The following is a 25,394-nucleotide window of genomic DNA, read 5'->3' as shown; positions in this document are numbered from 1 at the left end:
GCGGAAGCCGTCGTGCCCGCCGGGGCCGGTCCACCGCCGCACACCCGCCACGTCGCGGCCCTGCCGGGCCCGTCCGGCGCCGAGCCGTGGGACCGGTACACCGGGTACGACAGGGACTACGGCGCCGTCGTCATGTCCGAGCGTCACGGGCTGCGCGACCCCGATCCGCAGACCTTCCGCCTCGTGCTCAAGACGCTCGGCCCGAACACCGGCCAGGTGACCTAGCCGACAGCGCCGAAGAGCACCTCGCCGCCGCGGAGCCGTGGTTCGCCACCGCGCACGCCAAGGGCCCGCGACGGACGGTCCGCGAGCTGGAACGGCTGCTCGGCGTTCCACCACGGCCTGTTTCCGGCCGTCGGCGCGTCGCGCCGGCTCCTCGGCCGCGCCGATGTCCCCGCCCGGGTGCGGCGGGGATTGCGCGACGTCCGCGGCCACGGCCCGTCCAGCGGCCGTACCGGAACCCTCCCGGCCAGGACCGGGACGGCCCGCAGGCGCGAGGAACGAACACCGGGCCAGGCACCACGATGCCGGTGGGACAGCCGGACGCGCCGAGTCGGCAAAGGCGCACCGGAGGCGTCCACGTCGAACGCCGGGCTCAGCTCTGCTGCCGGCTGCCCTGGAGAGCCTCGTCGGTCATGTCGGTGACCTGGTCGGCCGGCGGGGCTTCGGCGTCGGCCTCGGTCCCGAAGTCCGAGAACTCCATCACCGTACTCATCTTCAGCTGCTGCGGCGAGGCGTCGCCTTCCGGCCGCGCGGAGGCGGAGGCCGGGGCCTTGACGGTCATGTCGATCCGCTGGCGGCGCAGCCGGCCTTCGTCGTCGAGCCAGACCTGCATCGGCAGCGTCGGGCCGATCTGCTTGCTCATCTGGTCGCCGCCCGGCAGCTTGGGGACGTCCACGGAGACCTTGTAGTGCGTGGTGTCGACTCCGCCGACCTTCTCGGTGCCGACCTTGGTGACGTCCTTGTCGGTGATCGCCTTGGCGTAGGCGGCGGTCTGGGCCGGGTCGCCGATCTGCTGGTTGCTCAGGCCCTGCTGCGCGACGGCCCTCTCCAGGTCGATCTTGATCCAGGGCTTGCCGCCCGAAGCCTTCTGGCCGGAGACCTTCTGGTAGAGGACCTGGTCGACCACGCGCTGCTCGACGGTCTTGTCCTGCGCGGTGATGGTCGTGACGCTGTCGCCCTCGGCCAGGTCGAGGACGCCCTCGCCTTTGGACGTGATCGTCTCGCCCCCCGCGGCGAGATCCATCGTGATCGTCATCCGCGCGGACTCGGCTTCGGCCGTCTTGTCGTAGGCGGCCCGGACCTGCGTCGTGCCCTGCTCCTGGGTGTCGGCGCTGCTGCTCGCGCTCGGCGACGCGCCGTCTTCCTCGGCCTGCGAACCGTCACCGTCACCACATCCCGTCAGGACAACGCTCCCCGTCACCGCGGCGACCACGATCGCGGCGGTCTTCGTCCCCCTGCAACGCATGCGAATCCCCATCTCCTCGACGAGTGCCAGCCGCCGTCACATCACGTCGGCGTGCTGGACCGAATGCCCCGAGCGGCAAGCAACACACGTACGTACGGCGCGAGTTGCCGGCTCCAGTCGAGTCAGGAGGTCGAGCGGGGGAAGACGGCACCGAGCCCGACGCGGTCCGAAGGCGTCGTCACAGGTGCAGGCGGTACCTCCCCCCAGGGGAATGAGAAGGCCGGGAGTCCCCGCTCTCCGGAATCACCGCTGACCATCAGGGACACGGAAAGGCCACCCCCGGGGCGCGGAGGAAAGCGGCGAACCGCCGCCCCCTTCGCTCCAGCCCGTTGCTCACCGGTCCGCCCCGGGGGCACGGTCACTCCTTGCGCGTCATCCAGGTGAGACCGATTTGTTTCGCGGCGCGAGGGATCCGGGGAAACGGTTCTGCCGGGAACCGGCCGACGGGAACGGGACCGGCCGGCGAGGAACGGCCGTCCGGCGAGGAACGGCCGTCCGGCCGCACGGCTACCGCCGGCTGTTTCGTCCACGCTTGCCGGCCCGGCGCGCACCACGCGCCTCCTCCGGTACGGCCGCGGCCAACTCCCCCACGGCGGACACCTCGTGGCCCTCGCCGTCGCCGCCGCTGCGGCACCACCACACCGGCGCGCCGAGCGCTTCCCCCTCGTCCCGCCGCCCGTCCCCGGCCCCCGTCGCACGGACATGCAGTCCGGTCCCGTGCACCCAGCACACCGGCCAGACCTCCCACAGCACCTCCATGACCGTCTCCTGCGCGGCCTCCGCGACCACGGCCAGGACCGTGTGCGCGTCGTCCGGCTCCGGCGGGTCGTCCTCCTCCGGGTCGTACGCGTTCACCGGGTTCCCGTGCCAACGGCCGTCCGGCATCGCCACGACGACATGCCCCTCGCCGGTCCCGCTCGCAGACGAGCCATGCCCGGACGGGACGACGTTGAGGACCAGCGGGTCCTGATCCGGCAGGACCGCCGTCAGGTCACGGTTGACCACGGCGAGCGCGGCCTCCAGTCGGGACCACTGACCGGGCTCCGCCCGCCCGGGCTCCGGCAGCTGCCGCGGACCATGACCAGGACGGGTGCTGGGATCCGGGAAAGAGTTCACCCGGGCATCCTCCCACGCCGCCCGGCCCTCATCCGTGATCCGGGGAGAGAACGGCTTCCGCATCGGTCCGGCCGGCCTCCCGCGCGACGTGCCCGGCCGTTCTCACGTCGGCCACGGTCCCGGGCCGGCCCCCGGAGCCCGTACGAGGCAGTCGGGAACGAGTTGCCCGGGACCGCTGAAACCGGACAGGGCGAGGGTCAGTTCGAACTCCGCGAGGAGTGTCCGGACGACGTGCTCGACACCGGGCTGCCCGTCGAGGGCCAGCCCGTACACGTACGGCCGGCCCAGGAGTACCGTGCGGGCGCCGAGGGCGATGGCCTTGAGGACGTCGTCCCCCGTGCGGATGCCACTGTCGAACAGTACGTCGAGACGGGCGCCGGCGGCCTCCACGATCGCGGGCAGCACGTCGAGGGAGCCGACGGCACCGTTGACCTGTCGGCCGCCGTGGTTGGACACCACCAGGCCGTCCATGCCGGCGTCCACCGCCCGCCGCGCGTCGTCGGGGTGCTGGACGCCCTTCAGCACGAGCCGACCCTTCCGGTGTTCGCGCAGGAACGCCAGGTCCTCCCAGGTCTTGCCCGGGTCGCCCGACAGGCGGAAGAAGTGCGTGACGGCGGCTTGCGGGTCCTCTTCGGCGGGTCTGGCGAGCCCGGCGAGGAACGCCGGGTCGGTGAAGTGGTTCGCCGTCCCCACCCCGTGCAGGAAGGGCATGTACCCCTGGTCGAGGTCGGCCGGCCGCCAGCCCAGGAGCCAGGTGTCCAGGGTGACCACCAGGACCGTGCACCCGCACGCCCGCGCCCGCGCCATGAAGCTCTTCGTGACCTCTCGGTCCTTCGCCCAGTACAGCTGGAACCACCGCTCGCCGTCCCCCATCGCCCGCGCGACCTCCTCCATCGGCGTGCTCGACGACGAGGACAGGACGAACGGGACACCTCGTGCCGCGGCGGCGCGGGCGGCGGCCTTCTCCGCCCCGGGGTGCGCCACCGCGAGGGCACCGACGGGCGCCAGCGCGACCGGGGCCGGCAGCCGGCGGCCGAGCACGTCGACCGACAGGTCCCGTACGCGGACGTCACGCAGCATCCTGGGCACGATGTGCCACCGGTCGAACGCCTCGCGGTTGGCGCGCGCGGTACGCCCGTCCCCCGCGGCTCCCGCCACCGTCCCCACCGGTCCGGCGCCGAGCCGTCCCGCGGCCAGCTCCTCCAGACGGGTCAGGTCCGTGGGCAGCCGAGGAGGCGCCCCGGCCAGACCGTCCCGGAAGATCTCGCGCTGGTACGCCGTCCAGTCGGTCCGGCGTCCCGTGCCACGTCCCGCTCCACCGCTCATACGGGATCCGTTCCGCACCCCCCTTCCCGCGCTCCGGGGCCGTGCCGGGTTTCACCCGACTGCCCGGACCGGCCGCCTGCACCGCGTCGAGGGCTTATATGTGCTTCTGGACAGGTGACGGCGCACGCGTCCCGTGTCTTTCCGTACTCACGTCGACCCGAAGCGAGACAGGCGGCGGCCATGGCAGCGAAACGCACAGTGGTGATCGCGGTCCTCGCGAGCGCGGTCCTCCTCCTGGTGGGCACCCCGGCCCCGGAACCCCCGCGCGCTCCGGTGTCCGCCGACACCGCCGTCACGGTGCGCACCGGCAGCGGCCTCGTCCGGGGCCTGCGGACAGGACCCCACGTCCTCTTCCGGGGCATCCCCTACGCGGGACCTCCCACGGGCGCTCACCGCTGGGCCGCGCCGCGCCCGGTACGGCCCTGGAAGGGCGTACGGAACGCCGTGCGGCCCGGCCCGCTCTGCCCCCAGGTCGCCTCCTCCTACGCGGGCGTGTCGAGCGTGGAGGAGGACTGTCTGGTCCTCGACGTCACCACGCGGGCCCCGGCTGCCGGGAAACGGCCCGCCCCCGTCCTGGTGTGGATCCACGGCGACGGCTCGGTGGGCGGAGGAAGCCTCTTCGACGCGCGGCGGCTCGCCGACCGCGGCCTGGTCGTCGTGACGGTCAACTACCGCCTCGGGGTGTTCGGCGGATTCGGCTATCCAGGGCTCGAGGGGTCGGGGACGTTCGCCCTCCAGGACCAGCAGGCGGCGCTGAAGTGGGTCCGGCGCAACGCCGCCGCGTTCGGCGGCGACCCCCACAACGTCACCGTGGCCGGGGTGTCGTCCGGCGCGGGCGCCATCAGCGCACACCTCACCTCACCGGGGGCCCGGAGGCTGTTCCACCGCGCCGTTGTGGCCAGCGGCGAGGGCATGATGGACATGCCCGCCGGCGCGATGGGCGAGGGGGTACCGGCCTACCCGTACTACCTCTGGCGCACGGAAGAGGAAGTACGTGACGCCGGTGTCGCGATGACCTCCTCCCTGGGCTGTGCCGGGCACGGCCCCGAGCGCGCGCTGCGGTGCCTGCGCGCGCTGCCGGTGGAGAGACTGCTGGCGGTCCCGCACATCATGAACACCTTCCAGACGTTCGCCTACGGCACCGACGTGCTCCCGGAGCTGCCGGAGGAGGCGCTGAGGGAAGGCCGCTTCACCCGCGTCCCGGTGATGACGGGGGCCACCAGGGACGAACACCGGCTGTTCGTCGGGATGGCCCACGACGCGGTCGGCTCCCCCTTCACCGCCGGCCAGTACGAGCGGGCTCTCGCCACGGCCTTCGGCGACCGGGCGGACACGGTGAGCGCGTACTACCCGGTCGGGGACTTCCCCTCACCCGCCCTGGCCTGGGCCACCGTGGTGACCGACCGGATGTGGGCCCGGGGCACCTACGCCCAGGCCGTCGCGTTCGGGCGTCGCACTCCCACGTACGCCTACGAGTTCGCCGACCGGGACGCCCCCATGTACCTTCCCTTCCCCGGGGACTTCGACTTCGGCGCCTACCACGCGGGCGACACCCCGTACCTGTTCGAGGACACCGCCGCGCAGAAGCACTTCACCCGCGCCCAGGTGCGCCTGTCCGGCACCATGACCGACCAGTGGGCGCAGTTCGCCCGCACCGGCACACCGAACCGGCCGGGACTTCCCCGGTGGCCCCGGTTCGATCCGGCCCATGCCGTACCGCACACCCAGTCCCTGGCACCGGACCGTATCGGGCCGGTCGACTACGTCCGGGAACACCGGCTCGACTTCTGGCGCCGGCTCGCGCGACAGGACACCGTCCCGCAGGCGGAACCCGTCGAGGGCAAGTAGCCGGTCCCAGGGCCGCTCCGGCCCCCGCGGCAGCGGCTCCCCTCCTCCGTCCGCGCCCCGTGCTCACCGCCTCCAGTACGCCTCGGCCACCGCCGAGGCGTACTCGAACCGGCGGAGGGTGACCACCCCCCTGTCTCCCCAGCTCCGTGCCTCGTGCGTCGGGGTGCGAAGCGACGGATGCCGACGGCCGCCCGCCGCGGAAGCGGGCGGCGTGATCACGGCCAGTCGTGTTCCCGCTGCCGGTACGTCTCGCCGCCCCGGCCGGGCCGACCGCGCACCGCGCCGGCCGGGGCCCCCGTACTTCTGGCTGCTCCCCCTCCGCCGATCCGTCGGTCCGGGGATTGGGGAGGACGGTGGGCGACGCCCGGCTGGTCGGCGTCGGGCAGGCCGCCCACGGCGGGCATGAGTTCCTCGCCTTCCAGCACCGGGTGTTCCGGTACCTCGTCGAGGAGAAGGGCTTCCGCTCGTTCGTGCTCGAGGCTCCCTGGAGCACCGGCCTCCGTCTGAACGATCACCTGCTCACCGGAGCCGGCGACCCCGCCCGGATCATGTCCGAGGAACTCCACAACGCCTACCTGTTCATGCACACCGGCGAAGTCCTCGAACTGATCCGGTGGATGCGCGCGTACAACGTCGCCCACCCCCGCGACCCGGTCGGGTTCGCCGGCAACGACAGCAGCTACGCGGGCCCCGGACTGTACCGGGGTCTGCGCCCCGACCGGCCCGCCGGGGAGTACATGGCGGCGTACATCGAGGAGCCCTTGTCCGTGCGGCGGGAGAAGGCGGAGCGCACCGGCCGCGTCCTGGCGCTGCTGCGCGCCCGCGAACCCGCCGGTACGGACGAGGACCACGCCTGGGCGGTCCAGCACGCCGCCGCCGTCGACCAGGTCGCGCGCCAGTACGCCTTCGACTACGACGACCCGGGGCAAGAAGGCGAGGCCCTGGCGTACCGCGACACCGTCATGACCGAGAACACCCTCTGGTGGCTCCGGAGGACCGGCGACCGGACGGTGCTGGCCGCCCACAACGGGCACGTGTACCTGGAGGGCTTCGACCCGGACTACCCGGTCATCCAGGGCGGCCTGCTGCGCCGCGCGCTCGGGGACGGCTACCGGGCCGTGGGCCTGTCCTTCGGCCGCGGCTCCTTCCACGCCACCGACCCGGGCGTCTCCGACCCCCGCGACGAGGACGTCGAGCGGTTCGCGGTGGGGCCCGCCGCGCCCGGCTCGCTCGAGCACACCCTGGACCGGGTGAGCCACCGCGACTGGTACCTCGATCCGCGCACCCTGCCGCCAACGGCCCGCGCCTGGCTGGACACCCCCAGGCCCAAGCGGGAGATCGGCACGCACTGGCCGCGGGACCCGGACCCGGTCAACCTGCTCAGGTCGGCGGACGCGGTGGTCCACCTGCACGAGATCCGGCCGAGCCGGCTGCTTCCGCGCGGCTGACCCCGCCGGTGGGGCGGAACCGCCCCGTTCGCCACAGCACACCACCGGGCGTGACACAGTTCACGGCGGAATCGGGTCGATCTTGGAATGCCCATCGTCTCGTCACCGCTGCACTTCGGGGGGCTCGGGCCGATCAGGTGCGCCGGATGACGGCGGAGCTTGACGGGAACGCCCGTGCCCCGGTTCCCGTACCGAAACCCCGAAAGGTCGCCCGCACCATGCCCCTGGCCCTGCTGGCCCTCGCCGTCGTCGCGTTCGGCATCGGCACGACCGAGTTCGCCACGATGGGGCTGCTGCCCCAGATCGCCGACGGCGTCGGTGTCTCCGTACCGCAGGCCGGCAACCTGGTCTCGGCCTACGCGCTCGGTGTCGTCGTGGGCGCCCCCGTCCTCACGGGCATCGGAGCGCGTATACCGCACAAGCGCCTGCTGCTGCTCCTGACCGCGCTGTTCGTGGTCGGCAACGTCGCCTCCGCGGTCGCTTCGGGCTTCGGCCCGCTCTTCGCCGCGCGGTTCCTGGCGGGGCTGCCGCACGGCGCGCTCTTCGGTGTCGGCGCCGTGGTGGCCTCGCGGCTGGTGACGCCCGAGCGCGCGGCACGAGCCGTCTCCAGGATGTTCCTCGGGCTCACCGTCGCCAACATCGTCGGTGTGCCGGCCGGCACGGCTCTCGGACAGCAGCTGGGCTGGCGGTTCGCCTACGGCGCGGTCGCCGTCATCGGCCTGGTCGCCCTGGCCGCGCTGGCCCTCTTCGTTCCGCACCAGCCGCGCGGCGGGCAGTCCGGCGTCCGGCACGAACTGCGGGCGATGGGCAACCGGCAGGTCGTGATCGGCCTGGCCACGGCCGTCGTGGGGTTCGGCGGCTTCTTCGCCGTGTACAGCTACCTCGTGCCCATGCTGACCAACCTGACGGGCGTCTCCGACTCCTCGACCACCCTGGTCCTCGCCCTCTACGGGGTCGGCATGACGCTCGGCACGCTGGTCGCGGGCCCGTTCACCGACCGCGCGCTGCGGCCGACCCTGTACGTGGGGCTCGTCCTGCTCACCGCCACGCTGGTGGCGTTCTACTTCACGGTGCACAGCACGGTGCCCGCGCTCGTGACCATCGCCTTCCTCGGCGCGATGGGGTCCTTCATCACCACGCCGGTCCAGATGCTGCTCATGGCCAAGGCCAGGAACGCTCCGACGATGGCGGCGGCCTCCAACCACTCCGCCTTCAACCTGGCCAACGCGGGCGGGGCGTGGCTCGGCGGCCTGACCATCTCGGCCGGCTGGGGCTGGGCCTCGCCCAACCTGGTCGGCGCGGCACTCGCCCTGGCGGGTCTCGGACTCGCGTTCACCGGGGGCCTCATGGACCGGGGCGACAGGCGCTCCGCCGTGATCCCGGCTCCCGGCCGGAACGCCTCGACGGCCGCCGGGGACGCCCCGGCCCACCGACGCGAGGCGGCCTCCACCGCCTCGCTCCTGCCTTCCGCCGCCCCCGGTGAACGCGGATAGCGGTCCGCAGGGGTATTGCGTACGGGCGGTACGTACGGCCAGTACGTACCGCCCGTACGTACGGCCAGACGGCCAGACGGCCACGGACCGCGGAGCACCGGCCGGCGCGGCGCCCGGGTGACCGGTGTGACGGCCGTCGGGGCCGTCGGGGCCGTCGGGGCCGTCGGGGCCGTCGGGGCCGTCGGGGCCGTCGGGGCCGTCGGGGCACCGTACGCCGTGGATCATGTCTTTCGGCACGGAGGGTCCGGGGAGACGCCCTGGCAGAGACCGGTGGTCAGCTGATCCGCGAACTCCGCGGTCAGCGGCTGCGCGAGCATCAGCAGCCGGTGGTGGACAGCGCCCCGGAGCTGATCGGCGATCGGCTTCCGGCCGCATCCGCACGGATCCGGCCGGCCCGCCGCGGGCCCGCGAGAGGTCCGGCGGTGAGGCGGTGGCGGCGGACGGCGTAGCGCGCCGGGAGCGCCTCCGTCGGACCGGGGCCGTCCCGGGCGGCGCCGACGATCCCGGTGAGGACGGCTCCGCTGCGGTCGCAGGAGGTCGACGAAGGCGCGCAGCCGTGTGGGGTCAGGTCGCGCCCGATGCCGCCGGCGCCGGAGAGGACGAGGGGGCCTGGGAGGCGTCGACGCGGGCGTCGAAGGCCGGGGGCCCGGGGAGGGCCACCACCGGCGGGGGCCTCTCGCCGGCGCACCGGCGGCCGATGGGCCGGCGGGGGCGCACCGGCCGCCGACGGCGGTGCCGTCCGGCCGTCGGGCCCCCGCGGTCCGCTCGGCCCGGACCGCCGTCAGACACGGGTCCCTCACAGCTCGCCAGAACTCACGAAAGACATTGCCAGACGTTGATGAAAACGATTATCGTCCTTGATCGTGTCCGAGGGGGCATGAACATGACCTAGAGGGGTCTCCTTTGCGTACCCACAGACGTCTGCTCACCGTCACCGGCCTCGTGGCCGCCGCCGTCGCCACGGCCGGCCTGAACGCCTCAGCCTTCGCCGCCACCACTCTGACCAGCGGGCACGTCGACGTCCTCGACGCCGAGTGGGACGGCGCCGAGCTCCACCTCCACGTCCACGACGAGGAGAACGACACCGAGTACGAGCCCGCGGACGTGACGCTGTCCGTGCCGGCCGCCGCCAAGGTCACCAATCCCGGCTACGGGTTCCTCGGCTCGGGCAGCCAGATATGGCTGCTGCCCGACACCGAGGCCGAGGCGGACGCCGCCGGCGTGCTGTTCGCCGGTGTCTCCACCGAACACCTCACCACCGGCGTCTTCGCGGGCGACAGCGTCTCCTACCAGCTCGTGAGCGCCACCCGCGACGGCGCCGCGACCGACGACTTCAGCGTCTACACGGGCAGCGGTGTCCGCTGGTACGACAGCGACACCGCCACCGGTTCCTACAAGTCCCGTACGTTCGCGGTCGGTTCCCACAACCACGCCAACTGGGCGTTCGAGGAGGCCGGTACCTACCGGCTCACCTTCCGGGTGCAGGGCACGGCCGGCGGCGTGACCGAGTCCGCCACCGGGACGTACACGGTCGTCGTCGGCTCGTGACACCGGCCCTGGCGCGCGACGGACGCGTCCTCACAGGTGTGGCGCTGACCGTGGCGGCCGCGGTGTTCCTGGGCGCGGCAGGGCTGGTCGCCGGCGGCGGGGACGCCCGCGCCGCCGGCGGTGCCGTCGTCCTGGACGAGGGCGAACTCGACCTCACGCCCCGGCTCGTCGACGGCACGCTCCAGTTGCAGGTCGACGACCGCACCGGCGGTACGACGGTCGTGCGGGAGCCCTCCGACGTGGTCCTGCACGCGGTGCCGGCCACCTTGCAGTACACCGTCGATCCGCTGGCCACGGCGCTGGGCACCAGCACCCTGGACAGCTGGCAGCTCAACGGCTGGGAGGCGGGGAACATCTTCGCCCCGGAACCGGGCTGGAACGGTACCGAAGCGGGTGGTGACACCGAGGTCACGCTGTCCGGTTTCGACGGTCCCGGGGACTTCGGGATGGCCTCGTACACCCGGGAGATGGACGACGTGAACGCCCCGGCGGTGCCCTACCTCGGCACCGCGGCCTCCGTCCAACGTTCCTTCACCCTCCCCGCTGACGCCGGACGCGCGCTGCCCACCTGGCAGTTCACCGCGGAGGGCGTCTACCGGCTGACGTTCACGGTGCGCGGCGGCGGTTCGGCCGACACCGAGACGCTGGCCGTGGTCGTCGGCGACGACGTCGCCCCGGAGGACGTCCTGCCCGGTGACGGCTCCACGACCGCCCCCACCACCGGCCCGTCGGGCACGGCCACGGGCACACCCACCGCGGCCCCCTCCTCGTACGTCATCGACAACGGGCACCTGGACCTGGCCGCGCGCCCGGCCGACGGGGGCATGCGGTTCCAGGTGAGGGAGGGCGGCTCACAGGCGTACCGGTGGCACGAGCCCGGCGCGGTCGTGCTGCACGTGAGGCCGCAGGCCCGCCGGAAGATCCCGGAGGGGTACGAGTTCCTCGGCGCGGCCGGCGACGAGGTGTGGTGGCTGCCCGTCCAGCAGGTCGACGGCCTCATCTGGCCGGGGTTCAGCACGGACCAGTTCAAGAGCTCCGAGGTCGACGGCCGGGTCACCTTCTCGCTCGACGCCGTACGGGGCCCGGGCGCGGTGAGCGTCTTCACGGAGGGCTCGGTCGGCACGGTGACCACCCACGCGCACAGCGGGGACGGGCTGCCGGACAGTTTCGGCCTGTCCGTTCCCACCCACCGGCACACGGTGTGGGCGTTCGCCGCGGAAGGTGTCTACCGCACCACCTTCACGGTGAGCGCCACCCTCGCCGACGGTACGGAGGCGTCCGACACGGAGACCGTCGCGTGGGTGGTGGGAGACGACGTGGACCCGTCGGCCGTCGCACCCGGCGCGGGCGAGGAACCCACGGCGGCGCCGACGACCACGCCCGGCGCCACGTCCACCGCCGTCCCGTCGGGGACCGCCTCCACGGCACCGGGCGGCTCACCGGATCCGTCGTCGTCCGCGCCGAACGCGCCGGACACGGCGGACACCAGCGGCACGGCCGGCCCGGTGACGGCCCCGGCGGGAACGGCGGGCGGTTCGTCGTCCGGGGGCGACGGCACCTCGGTGACCGGGGCGCTCGCCTCCACCGGCGCGCGGATCGCGGTGGTCGCCGGGGCCGCGGCGACCGCCCTGGTCCTGGGCGGCGGCGCGCTGCTGCTCGTACGCCGCCGGCGCACCGCTCCATGAGAAACGCACATGGCACAGTCCTGTCCCAGTGAAGGAGGAGCCCCATGCGGGGCCACCCGAGACGTACTCCCCTCGCCGCCGCGTCGCTCGCGGCGGCCGTCCTGCTCAGTGGTTGCGGCGGGCCCGGCGAGGACAGCGGTTCCGGCGCGGAGCTGACCGTGTCGACGACCACCGCCGTCCTCGCCGACCTGGTGGGCCGGGTCGGCGGTGACCGCGTCGACGTCACGTCGATCGTGCCGCGCGACGGCGATCCCCACTCGTACGAGCCGAGCCCCGGGGACGCCACCGCGGTCACCCGGGCCGATGTCGTCTTCAGCAACGGTCTGCTGCTCGAAGAACCCGGCATCATGAAGATGGTCCACACCAACGCCGGGAAGTCCACCCCGAAGATCGAGCTGGGCGAGCGGCTCGAGGAGTACGGCGGCACCGTGATCGAGCTGGAGGAGGACCTCGGGCTCGACGTGCTCTGGCTCGGCTGGGCCGTCGAGGGCGAGGTCGCCGGAGCGGGGTCCCAGGTCCGTACGACGGCCACCGAACTGGAGGGCCCCGGCGATCTGCGGGTGTACCTCACCGACACGCTCGGCAGGCCCAAGGTGTACGTGGACTCCTCCGACGGGTTCGACGACGCCGACTCCTTCACCCTGCCGCCCGAGGCGCACACCCACGTCAACTGGGCGTTCAGCGAACCCGGCGTCTACCGGCTCACCGTCCGGGGACGGACGGAGACCCTCGGCGGAGGCGGCGCGGAGATCGGCAGCGGCACCTTCACCTTCACCGTCGGGGACGACGCCGAACCGCCCGCCGGAAGCGAGGTCCTCGACAGCGGGCACGCCGACGTCGCGCTCGACGCGGAGACCGGGAAGGTGTACGTCCGCACCGACGGCGCCGGCGGTGAGACCAGGCGCGTCGCCGCCGAGGACGTCGTGCTCGACGTGCCCGACCGGGCCCGGGAGTCGGTGCCCGAGGAGGAGCCGTACGCCTTCCTGGGCGCCCCCGGCGACGACCTGTGGGTGCTGCCGCAGGCGGTGCTGGGCCAGCACGTGCACGGCGACCTGGACCCGCACACCTGGGAGGACGTCGCCAACGCCGAGGCGTACGTCCGCCGGATCGAGGCCGAGCTGATCAAGGCCGACCCGGAGGGCAGGGCGACGTACGAGAAGAACGCCGCCGCGTACCTCAGGACGCTCGGCGCGCTCGACGAGGAGGTCGCCCGGACGCTGGCCACGGTGCCGAAGGAGAACCGCAAGCTCGTCACCACGCACGACGCCTTCGGCTACCTCGCGAAGGCGTACGGCATGGAGGTGGTGGGCTTCGTCGTCCCCGTGCCGAACCAGGAGCCCAGCGCCGCCGAGGTGGAGAAGCTCGGTGACACCATCCGCGACGAGCGGGTGCCGTCGGTCTTCCTGGAACCGAACCTGGCGGCCCGCGCCGACGTGCTGCGCAGGGTCGCCGAGGACCAGCGGGTCGGCGTCTGCACGCTCTACGGCGACTCGTTCGACGACAAGATCCACGACTACGTCTCGATGATGCGGCACAACGCGAGGGAACTCGCCGCGTGCCTGGGGGGATCGGCCTGATGAACAGCATGCGCGTGAACCGGCGGACCGCCGTGGCGGTGGTCCTCGCGGCCACCATGACGCAGGGCGGGTCCGCCGTGGCGGACGACGCGACCGGCACGGACGCGGAACTCGGCCGGATCGCCTGGCGGGAGGGCACCCTCACGCTGGACCCGGCGGACACCTCGCACCGGGTCGAGGTCGGCCGGGCGGGGACCCCGGACGGCTCGGCGCCGGGCTGGGACACCACCGGGGTGCCCGAGGGGGCGGTCACCGGGAACACCGTGCGGTGGTCCCTGGCCGGGCTGGAGGGTCCGGGGGAGGTGAAGGTGTACACCGGGGACGGTGACGCGCCGGTCTTCGACAGCGGCGACGCGCGGCCGGACGTACGGGAGCTGCCCGTCGGCGCGCGGGAGGAGACCCGGTGGGAGTTCAGCGAGGAGGGCACCTACCAGGTCATCTTCGAGGCGGACGCCACCGCGGCGGACGGACGCGGCCTCTCGGTGGGCACCGTGTACACGGTGACGGTGGGAGACGCGGCCCCGGCCGGTGACGCGGCGGCCGAGGAGGCCACGCAGGCGGTGGAGGTGCCCGCCGCGGGCAGTTCCACGTCCGCGGACACCGCCGAGCGGAGCGGGAGCGCGGCGGCACGGGCACCGGAGGCCGTGGCGGGGACGGCCGGCTCGCTCGCCGCCACCGCCGCCACCGCCGCCACCGCCGCCGACGACGACGGCGGGGATGTCGTGTCCGACCGGAAGGTGCTCGACGAGGGGCACGTCGACTTCGCCGCGCGGGTCGTCGGCGGGAAGCTGCAGATCCACCTCAAGGACGGCACGGTCGCGGGGCGGACCGTGTGGCGCGAGCCGTCCTCGGTCGTCCTGCACGTCAAGCCCGCGGCGAAGAACTCCATTCCGGACAACGACCAGTTCGCCTTCCTGGGCCGGGCCGGCGACCCGGTGTGGCTGCTCGACCAGGTGCAGCAGGAGGGCCTGCTGTGGCCCGGCTGGTCGACCGACAACATCACGGCCGGGGCGACCGAGGGCGGTGTGGCGTTCTCGCTCACCGCGGTCGACGGCCCCGGCGCCTTCGCGCTCTACACCTACGACGCCATGTCGGGCGCGAACGTCCTGTTCGACAGCGGGGACGGGACGCCGGACTCCTTCGACGTCGCGCCGAACACGCACGCGCACGGCGGCTGGGCGTTCACCGCGCAGGGCACGTACCGGCTGACGTTCGAGATGAGCGGGAAGCTCGCCGACGGCACGGCCGTCAGCGACACCGAGACGGTGACCTTCGTGGTCGGGGACACCGATCCCTCGGCGGTGTCCCCGGGTGACGGCTCGGACAAGGGCTCCGGCAGCACCTCGGAGCCGACGGGTTCCCCGCAGGCTTCCGGTTCCGGGACGGGTGCCGCGGACGGCTCGGCGTCGGACGGGTCCGGCGGGTCGATGGCCTCCACCGGCGCCGGTGGGACGGTGCTCGCCGGAACGGCGGCCGCCGGCCTCACCGGGGCGGGAGTCCTGGCCTTCCTGGCCGCCCGGCGCAGGAGGACCGCCCGTGGCTGACGGCACGCACCCGCTGCTGCGGGTCACCGGCGCGACGGTGGTCCTCGGCGGACGCACCGTCCTGGAGCGGGCCGACCTGACGGTGGGCGCGGGGGAACTGGTCGGGCTCATCGGCCCCAACGGCGCCGGCAAGACGACGCTGCTGCGCGCCGCGCTCGGCCTCGTGCCGCTGGCCGCGGGGGAGGTCGCCGTGGAGGGCCGGACCGGGCGCCGGGCCGGGCAGGGCGTCGGTTACGTGCCGCAGCGGCACGAGTTCGCCTGGGACTTCCCCATCGACATCACCGGCGCGGTCCTGACCGGCCGTACCCGGCGGATCGGCTGGCTGCGCCGGCCGGGCCCCGCCGACCGGGCCGCGGTGGAGGAGGCGCTGGAGCTGACCGGGCTCACCGGTCTGCGGCGCCGGCCGGTGGGCGAGCTGTCCGGCGGTCAGCGGCAGCGGGTCCTGGTGGCCCGGGCGCTCGCGGCCGGGCCCCGGGTCCTGCTGCTGGACGAACCGTTCACCGGCGTCGACGTCCCCACCCAGGAACTGCTGAACGAGCTGTTCGGCCGGCTGGCCGCGGAAGGCAGAGGGCTGCTGATGACCACGCACGACCTGGCGGCGGCCGCCCGCACCTGCGGCCGGGTGGCCCTGCTCAACCGCACCGTGGTCGCCGACGGCGGCCCGGAACTCCTCGCCGACCCGGACCAGATGCTGCGGGCCTTCGGCCTGGACCGCGCGATCGGCACGGTGAGCGCGCCGTGAACACTCTCGCCGGCTTCCTCACGGACCCCTGGCACCTGCCCTTCATGCAACGGGCCTTCACCGTGGCGGCGATCATCGGCGCGGTGTGCGGTGTCGTCGGGGTCCACGTCGTGCTGCGCGGCATGGCGTTCATCGGTGACGCCGTCGCCCACTCGGCGTTCCCGGGCGTGGCGCTGGCCTACGCCTTCGAGGGCAACCTGCTGCTCGGCGGGGCCGCGGCCGGCATCGGCACGGCCGTGCTGATCGCCTTCGTCTCGCAGAACCGGCGGCTGAAGGAGGACACCGTCATCGGCGTCTTCTTCGCCTTCGCCTTCGGACTCGGCATCGTCCTGGTCTCCACCCGCGACAGCTGGACGACGGACCTCTCGTCGTTCCTGTTCGGGCAGGTGCTGGCGGTCGGCGCCGAGGACGTGCGGACCGTGGCCGTCGTCGGGGCCGTGCTGGTCCTGGTCGTCCTGGCGATCGGCAAGGAACTCGTCACCGTCAGTCTCGACCGCGAGACGGCCCGGTGCGCGGGGCTGCCGGTGTTCCGGCTCGACCTCACCCTGTACGTCCTCGTCACCACGACGATCGTGATGTCGCTGGAGGCGGTCGGCAACATTCTCGTCCTCGCGCTGCTCATCACCCCCGCCGCCACGGCCCGCATGCTGACCGAGCGGCTGTGGGCGATGACCCTGCTCGCCTCGTCCGTCGGGTGTCTGGGGAGCGTCGCCGGGCTCTACGTCTCGTACGTGTACGACCTCGCGGCGGGCGGCTCGGTGGTGGTGGTGCTGACCGGACTGTTCGCCCTGACCTGGTGTCTGGCGCCGCGCCACGGGCTGCTGGCGAAGCTGGTGCGGCGGGCGGAGGTCACGTCCCCGGCCGTGGCCGGCCGCTGAGTCCCCTCCGGCCGGGCTCCGGTCGCAGCGAGGCCCCGCCGGCCTGTCGGCCGGCGGGGTCCCCGGGTGCGGGCCGCGCCGGTCAGGCGGGGGTGATGTTCTCCGCCTGCGGGCCCTTCTGGCCCTGCGTGATGTCGAAGGTGACGGCCTGGCCTTCCTGGAGCTCACGGAAGCCCGTGGCGTTGATGTTGGAGTAGTGCGCGAAGACGTCGGGGCCGCCTCCGTCCTGGGCGATGAAGCCGAAGCCCTTCTCCGCGTTGAACCACTTGACGGTGCCGCTGGCCATGTTGGTGCCTTCCGATCGGTGACGGGTCCGCACGGTGCGTTCCCGGAGGTGGTCGTCCTGGTCCTCGGGCACACAGCAGAACGCCCGCGCCACGGCGCGGGCTGGTACGGCGAACCACGACATCTGCTGCTGACGCTACACGGCGGCACGGTGCCCTGCCAACGGGGAACGCCATTGTCACCGGCCGTAGTTACACCTGGTCACGAGGGATCGTCCTGGGCAACACGGAGGAAATCGGGTGGCCCGCGGCGCCGCGCCCCCGCGGGCGCCGCCGTGCGCGCCCCGTCGGCGCGGGTCAGGACGCCGTCGGCCCGCCCATCACGTCGGCCACCGTGCCCAGGTCCGCGTCCGGTTCGGCGGCCCGGGCCAGGGACCAGAAGAGCAGGGCGACGCCCGTCGCGCCGGGATCGGGGGTGCCGAGGACGCGTTCGCCGAGGTAGGAGGCGCGGCCCCGGCGGGCCTTGATGTCCGCGGTGGCGCGTGCTCCGGCGAGGGCGGCGCGGGCCGCGTCCGCGAACCCCCCGTCGCCGGCGAGGGCGTCACGGGCGGGGGCGAGGGCGTCGACCATGGTGCGGTCGCCGGGCTGGGCCTCGCCGACGCGCTGGATGGCGGCGAGGCCCTCGCGCACGCCCTCCGTCCAGCCCTCGCGGCCGTCCCCGTGGGCGGCGAGCGCCCGGCCGATCTCCTGGAACAGCAGGCCGATCAGCGGGCCGCTGGTGCCACCGACCTCGTCGAGGAAGACGCCGGCGGCGACGGTGAAGGGGGCCTCGGCGGGGCGTTCGTCGAGCGCGGCCTCCACGCCGTCGAGGCCGCTGCGGAGGTTGTCGCCGAAGTCCCCGTCGCCGGAGAGCTGGTCGAGGGCGGTCAGCGCGTCGTGGGCGGTGCGGGCGGCCTCCGCGTAGGTGCGCAGGACCTTTTCCTGGTCGGCGGTGGTGGTCATCGGGCGGTCTCCGAAACGGGGAAGGCGGGGGTCAGGGCGGGCGCGCGCCACCAGTCGAGCCAGGTGTCGCGCAGCGAGGTCACGGTCACCGAGAACCCGCTCATGTCGAGTGCGGGCACGAAGGTGCCGACCAGTTGTCCGGCGACGCTCACACCGTGCTTGCCGAGGACGTGGCGGACCCGGTCGTGGACGGCGTACAGCTCCAGCAGGGTGGTCGCGCCCAGGCCGTTGACCAGCAGCAGTACGGTGTCCGGGCCGCCGTCCGGGAGCGCGGTGAGGACCTGCTCGGTCATGCGGTCGACGAGGTCGGCGAAGTCGGGGCGGGGCACGGTGCGGGCGGCTCGTTCGCCGTGGATGCCGACGCCGTACTCGATCTCCCCGTCGGCCAGCTCGAAGGCCTCGCCGCCGCGGCCGGGGGCGGTCTGGGCGCGGGCGGCGACGGCGACGCTGCGCGAGGCCGCCGCGAACTGGGCGCCCGCCTCGGCCAGTTCGTCCAGCCCGAGGCCCGCGTCGGCGGCGCCGCCCAGGAGCTTCTCCACGACGACCGTGGCGCCGGTGCCGCGGCGGCCGGTCGCCGTCTCCGTGTCGTCGGTGGCCAGGTCGTCGTCGACCAGGACGCGGCGGACCGGGATGCCGTCGGCGCGCAGGCGTTCGGCGGCGATGCCGAAGTTGATGCGGTCACCGGTGTAGTTCTTGACCACGTGCACGACGCCGTCCGGGCCGGCGACGGCACGGGATGCCTCGTAGACCTGGCGGTTGTGGGGGGAGGCGAAGACGCGGCCCGGTACGGCGGCGTCGAGTATGCCCCGGCCGACGAACCCGCTGTGCAGGGGTTCGTGCCCGGAGCCGCCGCCGGACAGCAGAGCGACCCGGCGGCCGGGGTGCCGGTCGCGGGCGGTGACGTAGAGCGGGTCCTCGTGGAGGCGGACGAGGCCGGGGTGGGCGAGCGCGAAGCCGCGCAGGGCGGCGTCCACGGGCGCGTCGGCCGGCAGGAAGAGATGGTTCACGGCGTTGTGTTCCTTTCGGGAGTGCGCCCGGCCACGGTATCCGCCCCGTCCGGGCCGTCCCCACCCCGGCCCGGACGTGTCGTGACGGGCGCGGCGGTACGGCCACGCCGCCGCCCGGGGCGGGCTCTGCCCGTCCGCCGGGCGGGTGACGCGGATCTCGGGCCGGCCGTGGCCGGGTTCCTCCCGGTCGTCCGGGACACGGGCCGCCGGGCCGTGGCCTGCTGGGCGTGCGCACCCGGACCGGGGCCGTGACGGCCGCCACCGTTCACTGCCGTGACCGGCCGGGGGTCCTCCGGGCCACGGACGCGGTCACCCGCCGGGCGTGGCCGACTGGTGGGCGGCGAACCAGGCGGCGGTGGACGGATCCGGGGGCGGGACGTCGACGGGGACGCCTCCGGAGCGCAGTGACGTGGCGGCGGCCAGTCCCGCGGCGACCGCCTCGCGGGCGGCGACCGGCGAGGTGTCGGTGGCACCGCCGTGGGCGGCGAAACGCAGGAACTCCGCGACGATCGCCCCGTCCGCGCCGCCGTGCTCACCGCCGCCCTCCTCGGCGACCGTCAGGTCCAGGTCGGCGTCGGACCGGTAGCCGGAGCGCCGCCGGTTCCAGACCCTGATCACCGGGGCGTCGCCCTCGATGCCGTCGCCGAGGTTCTCCATGCGGCCCTCGTCGCCGATGACCGTGTAGTTGCGCCAGTAGTCGGGGGTGAAGTGGCACTGCTGGTAGCTGGTCAGCACCCCGTTGTCGAGGCGGGTGAGCATCATGCTGATGTCCTCCACGTCGATGACGGGGTTGAGGTCGCGCAGCGCGGACGGCGGCCACACACCGGTGTCGAACCAGTCCTGGACCCGCTGCGGCCCTTGCGGCCGGGTGCGCCGGTGCGGGTTGTCGCCGTAGACGGCCAGGTCGCCCAGGGCGGTCACCGAGCGGGAGTAGCCGCCGGCCAGCCAGTGGATGGCGTCCAGGTCGTGCGCGCCCTTCTGCAGCAGCAGGCTGCCGGTGCGGGCGCGTTCGGCGTGCCAGTCCTTGAAGTAGTAGTCGCCGCCGTGGCCGACGAAGTGCCGGCACCACACCGCGCGCACCCGGCCGATCGCCCCGTCGTCGATGAGCCGCCGCATGCGCCGCAGGACGGGCAGGTGGCGCAGGTTGTGACCGACGTAGAGACGGGTGCGGGTGCGGACGGCGGCGGCCAGGACGCGGTCGCAGTCGGCGAGGTCGACGGCCAGCGGTTTCTCGGCGAACACGGCGACGCCCGCTTCCAGGAAGAACAGGACGGGCCCGGTGTGCGCGTCGTCGGGGGTGAGGACGAACACCGCGTCGAGGCCGTCGGCGAGCATGTCCTCGTACCTCTCGTGGACGTGGACGCCGGCCCCGAAGAGCTCGCGGGCGTCGTCCCGGCCGCGCCGGGCGGGGTCGGCGCAGGAGACCACCCGGGCGGTTCCCGGGCGGTCGGCGAGCGTGGCGAGCCGGGCGCGCTGGCCGACGCCGACGACGCCGACGCGCAGTTCGGGCGCGGCGGTGGCTTGCGACATGGTGATCCCTTCTCCGGCCAGGGCGATCACGCACGACGATAGGTGCTCGAAAGTGTTCGATCAATGGCTGTAATGAACACGTGCGAGCACATGTGCCGTGGTGGCGGAGCAGACGATCGCCTTCCCCGCCCCAGGGCGTCAGCTCACCGCGAGGGCGGGCACGTGCGGGTTCGCGTCGCCGGGCAGCCGCACGCCGCCGATCCGCTCGCCGTCCGGCGCGGTGGACGGCGCGGTGAACGGCTCGGCGGCGAACGCGTACGTCGCCACCGGGTCCCCGTCCGCGCCCGCGAGGTCGCGGTACGCGGTCTTGGCGGCGGTCTCGTCGCCGTACGGGACGGTGGCGCCCCCCCGCCGCCGGCGGTCCGGTCGGCGCAGGCGGGGCCGCCGGGGGCAGTGGTGCCGCCGGGGGCAGTGGTGCCGCCGGGGGCAGTGGTGCCGCCGGTCCGGGTGACGGTGGCCTCGCTCCCCCGGCCGTCGTTGACCACGGGCCCCGGCGCGGTGATCGCGAGGCGCGCAGGCCCGGGCCGGCGGCGTGCGACCGCCGCCGCGTCACCCGCAGGAACGGGACACCTCACGGCACGGACCGCCTCGCGGGAAACGGCCGGGCGCGGCGGGCGCGTTCGACGGCCGTGCGAAGCCGGTGGGCGACGCCGACGGTGCCGGACGGGTCTGCCCGCGCCGCGCGCGGGGCGCGGCGGACGACAGGCGGTAGGAGCCGGCCAGCTCCCGCACCTCCGCCGACAGGACCACGCCGTCCGCCCTCAGGTGCCGGCCGAGCAGGGCCAGGACGCTTTCGGCCAGGTGCCCCTTCAGCGTCTCGGACCGCCCCGGCTTGAGGCCGACCTCCACGTGCACGAAGGCGGCCCCTTCAGCCGCTCCGTCACCGACGTACGTCTCGGCCGGCCGCACCAGCGTCTTGCACACCCCCGTCGAGCCGCTCCCCTCGAGGACGAGCGGGTGCAGTTCCCTGACCAGGGCCGCGCGGTCGAAGACGTCGGCCAGGTGTGCGGAGTAGTCGATGGTGAGGTGGGGCATGGGGGACCTTTCACGCGGCCTGGTTTCTGCAGGCAACTATTTTCTCGCGCCACGGGACACCTCCTCCCACCGGCCATCCCTCCACTCCGCGTCAACGACGCGCCGTGGCACTCACCCGTACGAGATCCGGTGCGGTACGGCCGGACCGGCCACGTCAGCGGGGTGCCGCCCGGCGCGCGGCGCGCGGACGCGGGCGCCGAGGGCCCGCCGACCGGCCACGCTGCGGTGACCGGCCGATTCCAGACCGTAACGTGGGTGCGGCAGACTGCTCTGCCGCACGGCGAGGGAGATCACGGCGTGCGGCGACGCGAGGGAAGGGGACGAGGATGGAGATGGGGGTCCACACAGCGGGCGGGCCGGTCGAGAGGACGCCGGGGCGGTCCTGGATGGTGCGCCTCGATCCCGTCGGCCGCGGCAGCGCGGCGGTGCGGTTCTCCTGCGCCCGGCCGGCGTGCCCGGCTCAGCGCCTGCCCTCCGCCGCCGCCGGCCGGACCTTCGCCGTCGCCCACCTCACCGCGCACCTGCGGGCCGCCGCGGGCCCGCGGAGCGAGGCGTACTGCGCGTGCCGGGCCGACGGGTGCCATGGACACGGTGACGCCGCCGCCGGTGGCCGGCAGGCCGGCGTCACGTCGTGGCGGTGTGGCGGCGGGGTCGTGTTCGCGGTCGTCGCGGACCGGGCCGGGCGCTGGTGGCAGGCGCTCGAGTGCTGTGCGCGCTGCGCGGCCGCTCGTCCCGGCGCGCAGGTCGTGGCCACCGCCCCGGTGCCGTCCGGGCCGGTGCCGACCCCGGCCGACGCCCGCCCCGCCCGGGCCGCGGTGGGACCGAGCTTCTCCCACGCTCCCGCGTCCCTGGCCGAGCCCGGCGGCACCTCGCGCCCCGGCACCGCGGGCGCCGGACTGCCCGCCCCGCGTCCTTCCGGGAACCGGCCGTACGGCAAGCAGGGGAAGATCGCGCAGCGGATCGTGCCGCACCATCTGCGGCCGACCAGTCTGCGGGACGAACTCATCGACCTGGGCAATCAGTTCCGCGCCTACCAGAAGCGCGCCGAGCCCGACCTGTCGCTCCTCGCCGACCTGCACGCCCGCAAGGCCCGCGCCTTCCACGAGTGGGCCGACGTCATCGGGGACGTCCAGTTGCGCGCGGACGCGGTGCGGGCGGAGCAGGCCGCGGCCACCGCCCGCCGTCAGCACCAGCAGCGCACCGGGCACACCGTCGACGGCCAGGAACCCCCCGTGCCGCGCGTGCTGAGCGGACCGCAACTGTGGGAGAACGCCCGTACCGTCCTCGCCTACGCGCGCGACCACGCGCCGCTGCCCGGCCCGGAGGCCCGCCTGCTCACCCTGCTGCTCGTCCTGCGCACCGCGCGCACCGGCGCCGGCAATCTGACCGGGCAGGATCTGACCGCCCTGCCCCTGGGCGAACCCGAGCGGCTCATCAGCCGGCTGACGGAGTGCGGGTGGCTGCTGGTCCCCGGTTCCCCCGGCGACGTGCTCGCCTCCCGTCCGGAAAACCCCACCCCGGTCACCGTGCCGTCCCTCGCACCCGGCCCGGACGGCAGCCGTCCGCTGCCGTTCGGGAAGAACACCCGGGCCAAGCTGAGCGGTTGGGCACAGCGCGTCGCCACCGAGCGGAAGCTGCGCAAGTCGAGGACGAGCGCCGGAGCCCGGCTGCTGGCCCTCTCCCTCGCCACGCGCACCGGCCTGGACGGGCGGACGCTCGGCCCCGACGGGCAGGGGGTGGACGTCGTGACGCTCGGCGCCCTGTGTGCCGGTGATCCCGGCGCGCTGCACCCCCTGGTCGACCAGTTGACCGCCGCGGATTGGCTCACCGACGCGGAGCTGACCGGCGAGCGCCTCACCGGACGGCTGTCCGAGCGGGTGTGGCCGCTCAGTTGCCCCATGTCCTGAGCGCCGTCCGACGAGCGGCCCCGGTACAGCGCGCGCAGCGGGAGGGCGGCTCCTAAGGCCGGGTCGCGCCGGGAGCGGACGGTCTGCGGGGCGCCCGTCAGGTGCGGGTCGAGGCGGTGGAGGCGGACCGGCTGATCCGGTCCGAGCGGGGTGACCGGGAGCGGCCGACGCCGGTCGGGACGGCGTTCACCCGCACGCGGGGGACGCCACGCTCGTGCGGGCCGCCACGACCGGTTTCCGGGGCTCCGGGCTCCGGGGCGAGGCCGCCGGCTGGATCAACGACACCGTCGGCGGGTTCACCGCCGTGCCGTGCGCGTCGAGGGCCTCCTGAGGCACGGCATCGGACTCGGCGCGGTCGCCGGCCACCGCCCGGCCCGACGCGTGACGGACGCGACCGGCCCCGAGGACAGGCAGACACTTCCTGACTGCACGGCTCCGCGGATTCATGGCTCCACGGATTCACGGCTCCACGGCTCCGCGGATTCACGGCTCCGCGGATTCATGGCTCCGCGGATTCACGGCTCCGCGGATTCATGGCTCCATGGGTTCATGGCTTCGACGAGTAAGGAAGCAGACGGTGTGGCCGAGGCGATCGCGGGCGAGCTGCAGTTGATGACGCCCCGGGTCAGGGCATCGAGGGAACTGGCCGGGCGTCTCCTGGACCCCGACTTCGTGGAGGTGGGCGCCTCCGGTCGTCGGTGGGACCGGGAGACGATGCTCGCCGAACTGCCGGGGAAGCCGGGTGCGTCGGACGAGGGCCCGCGGTACGAGCCCGTCGGCATGAGAGGGACCGCACTGGCACCAGGCCTGGTGCACGTGACGTACGAGGCCGTCCTCGGCGAGCGACGGAGCCGGCACAGTTCGATCTGGCGGAAACTGGACGAGGGGTCCGGGTGGCGCATGTACTACCACCAGGGCACCCTCGTCCCGGCCGGAACCGCGTAGGGCCAGGCCCGGTACCCGCCGGGACCGGCTCACGCCCTGACCTCACGGGCCCCGCCGCGGTCCCCGCCCGGAACCTCCGTCACCTCCGTCACCGCCGTCACCGCCGCAGCCCCCGTCGTCCGTGCCGGGGAGCGGCGGCCCGGTCGTGGTGGCAGGCAGGTGATGACCATCCCGGCCAGGATCAGGGCACAGCCCGCCCACGCCGAGGGGGTGAGACGCTCGTGCAGGAGGAGTACGCCGATCAGGGCCGCGGCGAGGGGCTCGGCGAGACTGAGCGTCCCGGCCGTGGTCGCCCGTACCCGGCTGAGCCCGGCGGTGAACAGCCAGTAGGCGACAGCGGTGGTGGCCACGCCCAGCCAGGCGATCAGGGCCAGGGTGCCGCCGTCCCGCAACGGGGCGGTGTCCTGGAGCATCCAGGGCAGCAGCGGTACGCACCCCACCAGCAGGGTGAGTGCGGAGAGGGTGGGCAGGTGGGCGTCGGGACACGCGTCGGCCGTGCGCTTGGCGACGACGGTGTACAGGCCGTAGCAGGTGCCGGCGGCCACCGCCAGGAGCAGGCCGAACGGGTCCACGTGGGCGTCGCCCGGTGCCAGCAGCAGGGCGCAGCCGGCCACGGCCGCGACGGTCCCGGCCAGCCAGACGGGGCCCGTCCGCTCACCGGTGATCCAGCGGGCGCACACCCCGGTCGCCGCGGGGGCGACGCCCAGGGCGATCACCGTGGCCAGCGCCGCGCCGGTCCGCGCCACGGAGGAGAGGAACGCCGCCTGGTAGAGGCCGGTCGCGAACGCGCAGACCAGCAGTGGGCCGACGGCCCCGCGCGTGGCCAGTCCCCGCAGCTGCCGCGGGCGGACGGTGAACACCGCAAGGACCAGCCCCCCGGCGGCCAGCCGCCAGCCGCCGAGGGCCGCCGGGGTCATGGGACCGGCCGCCAGGACCTGGGCGGGTCCGACGGTGCCCCAGAGCACCGCCGCCGCCAGCACCAGGTACACACCGGGATCAGGACCGTTCTTTCGTGCTTCCATGACCGGTGAGGTTAAGCAGGAATGCGCCTCCGGCGGACCCCTGCCGAAC

At 74.2% G+C, this 25,394-nt stretch carries 22 protein-coding genes; 12 read left to right on the top strand and 10 right to left on the bottom strand.

Going from position 1 to position 25,394, the window contains the following annotated elements:
* Positions 1–12 precede the first annotated feature (12 nt).
* Positions 13–225: a hypothetical protein gene (locus tag ACY1JF_RS13285; protein ID WP_462705269.1), complete on the top strand. Its 213-nt coding sequence runs from the start codon at positions 13–15 to the stop codon at positions 223–225.
* A 370-nt stretch (positions 226–595) separates the two neighbouring features.
* On the opposite strand, the gene ACY1JF_RS13280 is transcribed toward ACY1JF_RS13285, so the two are convergent.
* The 3 genes from ACY1JF_RS13280 to ACY1JF_RS13270 all read right to left on the bottom strand — a co-directional run bounded on the left by ACY1JF_RS13280 (position 596) and on the right by ACY1JF_RS13270 (position 3,910).
* Positions 596–1,468 (bottom strand): SCO4651 family lipoprotein, encoded by an 873-nt coding sequence (locus tag ACY1JF_RS13280; protein ID WP_462705268.1) that lies wholly within the window; start codon positions 1,466–1,468, stop codon positions 596–598.
* Between the two features lie 507 nt (positions 1,469–1,975).
* Complete coding sequence (locus tag ACY1JF_RS13275) at positions 1,976–2,584, bottom strand: hypothetical protein (RefSeq protein ID WP_462705267.1); 609 nt, start codon at positions 2,582–2,584, stop codon at positions 1,976–1,978.
* 102 nt (positions 2,585–2,686) lie between these two features.
* Positions 2,687–3,910: a lactate 2-monooxygenase gene (locus ACY1JF_RS13270; RefSeq protein ID WP_462705266.1), complete on the bottom strand. Its 1,224-nt coding sequence runs from the start codon at positions 3,908–3,910 to the stop codon at positions 2,687–2,689.
* A 180-nt stretch (positions 3,911–4,090) separates the two neighbouring features.
* Here ACY1JF_RS13270 and ACY1JF_RS13265 point away from each other — a divergent pair, with 180 nt between their 5' ends.
* From ACY1JF_RS13265 to ACY1JF_RS13225, 9 genes are all read left to right on the top strand, one after another.
* The gene (locus tag ACY1JF_RS13265) at positions 4,091–5,758 is read left to right on the top strand and encodes a carboxylesterase/lipase family protein (protein ID WP_462705265.1); all 1,668 of its coding nucleotides are present in this window, start codon (positions 4,091–4,093) and stop codon (positions 5,756–5,758) included.
* A 353-nt stretch (positions 5,759–6,111) separates the two neighbouring features.
* Positions 6,112–7,206 carry an erythromycin esterase family protein gene (locus ACY1JF_RS13260; RefSeq protein ID WP_462705264.1) on the top strand — a complete coding sequence of 365 codons (1,095 nt, stop codon included), beginning with the start codon at positions 6,112–6,114 and terminating at the stop codon, positions 7,204–7,206.
* A 218-nt stretch (positions 7,207–7,424) separates the two neighbouring features.
* Positions 7,425–8,699 carry an MFS transporter gene (locus ACY1JF_RS13255; protein ID WP_462705263.1) on the top strand — a complete coding sequence of 425 codons (1,275 nt, stop codon included), beginning with the start codon at positions 7,425–7,427 and terminating at the stop codon, positions 8,697–8,699.
* A gap of 903 nt (positions 8,700–9,602) precedes the next feature.
* A complete protein-coding gene (locus tag ACY1JF_RS13250; RefSeq protein ID WP_462705262.1) occupies positions 9,603–10,247 on the top strand; it encodes a choice-of-anchor M domain-containing protein in 645 nt (214 codons plus the stop codon).
* Positions 10,244–11,932: a choice-of-anchor M domain-containing protein gene (locus ACY1JF_RS13245; RefSeq protein WP_462705261.1), complete on the top strand. Its 1,689-nt coding sequence runs from the start codon at positions 10,244–10,246 to the stop codon at positions 11,930–11,932. Before ACY1JF_RS13250 ends, ACY1JF_RS13245 begins: the two co-directional genes overlap by 4 nt.
* 44 nt (positions 11,933–11,976) lie before the next feature.
* Positions 11,977–13,509 carry an anchored repeat ABC transporter, substrate-binding protein gene (locus tag ACY1JF_RS13240; protein ID WP_462705260.1) on the top strand — a complete coding sequence of 511 codons (1,533 nt, stop codon included), beginning with the start codon at positions 11,977–11,979 and terminating at the stop codon, positions 13,507–13,509.
* Positions 13,509–15,053, top strand: coding sequence for a TIGR03773 family transporter-associated surface protein (locus ACY1JF_RS13235; RefSeq protein ID WP_462705259.1), 1,545 nt, complete (start codon positions 13,509–13,511; stop codon positions 15,051–15,053). Before ACY1JF_RS13240 ends, ACY1JF_RS13235 begins: the two co-directional genes overlap by 1 nt.
* On the top strand, positions 15,046–15,795 hold the full coding sequence (locus ACY1JF_RS13230; RefSeq protein ID WP_462705258.1) for an anchored repeat-type ABC transporter ATP-binding subunit: 750 nt from the start codon (positions 15,046–15,048) through the stop codon (positions 15,793–15,795). The genes ACY1JF_RS13235 and ACY1JF_RS13230 overlap by 8 nt, the downstream gene beginning before the upstream one ends.
* On the top strand, positions 15,792–16,673 hold the full coding sequence (locus ACY1JF_RS13225; protein ID WP_462705257.1) for an anchored repeat-type ABC transporter permease subunit: 882 nt from the start codon (positions 15,792–15,794) through the stop codon (positions 16,671–16,673). The genes ACY1JF_RS13230 and ACY1JF_RS13225 overlap by 4 nt, the downstream gene beginning before the upstream one ends.
* 82 nt (positions 16,674–16,755) lie before the next feature.
* On the opposite strand, the gene ACY1JF_RS13220 is transcribed toward ACY1JF_RS13225, so the two are convergent.
* The 6 genes from ACY1JF_RS13220 to ACY1JF_RS13195 all read right to left on the bottom strand — a co-directional run bounded on the left by ACY1JF_RS13220 (position 16,756) and on the right by ACY1JF_RS13195 (position 21,471).
* Complete coding sequence (locus tag ACY1JF_RS13220; RefSeq protein WP_037622929.1) at positions 16,756–16,959, bottom strand: cold-shock protein; 204 nt, start codon at positions 16,957–16,959, stop codon at positions 16,756–16,758.
* A gap of 295 nt (positions 16,960–17,254) precedes the next feature.
* Positions 17,255–17,899 carry a dihydroxyacetone kinase subunit DhaL gene (gene dhaL, locus ACY1JF_RS13215; RefSeq protein WP_462705256.1) on the bottom strand — a complete coding sequence of 215 codons (645 nt, stop codon included), beginning with the start codon at positions 17,897–17,899 and terminating at the stop codon, positions 17,255–17,257.
* Positions 17,896–18,906: a dihydroxyacetone kinase subunit DhaK gene (locus ACY1JF_RS13210; RefSeq protein WP_462705255.1), complete on the bottom strand. Its 1,011-nt coding sequence runs from the start codon at positions 18,904–18,906 to the stop codon at positions 17,896–17,898. The genes dhaL and ACY1JF_RS13210 overlap by 4 nt, the downstream gene beginning before the upstream one ends.
* A gap of 309 nt (positions 18,907–19,215) precedes the next feature.
* Positions 19,216–20,436 carry a Gfo/Idh/MocA family protein gene (locus ACY1JF_RS13205; protein ID WP_462705254.1) on the bottom strand — a complete coding sequence of 407 codons (1,221 nt, stop codon included), beginning with the start codon at positions 20,434–20,436 and terminating at the stop codon, positions 19,216–19,218.
* A 138-nt stretch (positions 20,437–20,574) separates the two neighbouring features.
* Positions 20,575–20,703, bottom strand: coding sequence for a hypothetical protein (locus ACY1JF_RS13200; RefSeq protein ID WP_462705253.1), 129 nt, complete (start codon positions 20,701–20,703; stop codon positions 20,575–20,577).
* A gap of 282 nt (positions 20,704–20,985) precedes the next feature.
* On the bottom strand, positions 20,986–21,471 hold the full coding sequence (locus tag ACY1JF_RS13195) for a 5-carboxymethyl-2-hydroxymuconate Delta-isomerase (RefSeq protein ID WP_462705252.1): 486 nt from the start codon (positions 21,469–21,471) through the stop codon (positions 20,986–20,988).
* 332 nt (positions 21,472–21,803) lie between these two features.
* On the opposite strand from ACY1JF_RS13195, the gene ACY1JF_RS13190 reads away from it, so the two are divergent.
* Together ACY1JF_RS13190 and ACY1JF_RS13185 are read left to right on the top strand one after the other, a co-directional pair.
* The gene (locus ACY1JF_RS13190) at positions 21,804–23,378 is read left to right on the top strand and encodes a hypothetical protein (protein ID WP_462705251.1); all 1,575 of its coding nucleotides are present in this window, start codon (positions 21,804–21,806) and stop codon (positions 23,376–23,378) included.
* 549 nt (positions 23,379–23,927) lie between these two features.
* Positions 23,928–24,323: a nuclear transport factor 2 family protein gene (locus ACY1JF_RS13185; RefSeq protein ID WP_462705250.1), complete on the top strand. Its 396-nt coding sequence runs from the start codon at positions 23,928–23,930 to the stop codon at positions 24,321–24,323.
* A 29-nt stretch (positions 24,324–24,352) separates the two neighbouring features.
* On the opposite strand, the gene ACY1JF_RS13180 is transcribed toward ACY1JF_RS13185, so the two are convergent.
* Positions 24,353–25,345, bottom strand: coding sequence for a DMT family transporter (locus tag ACY1JF_RS13180; protein WP_462705249.1), 993 nt, complete (start codon positions 25,343–25,345; stop codon positions 24,353–24,355).
* Between the last annotated feature and the right edge of the window lie 49 nt (positions 25,346–25,394).

It is taken from the genome of Streptomyces sp. SYSU D01066-1, assembly GCF_054956795.1.
This window is presented reverse-complemented; position numbering and strand designations above follow the sequence as displayed.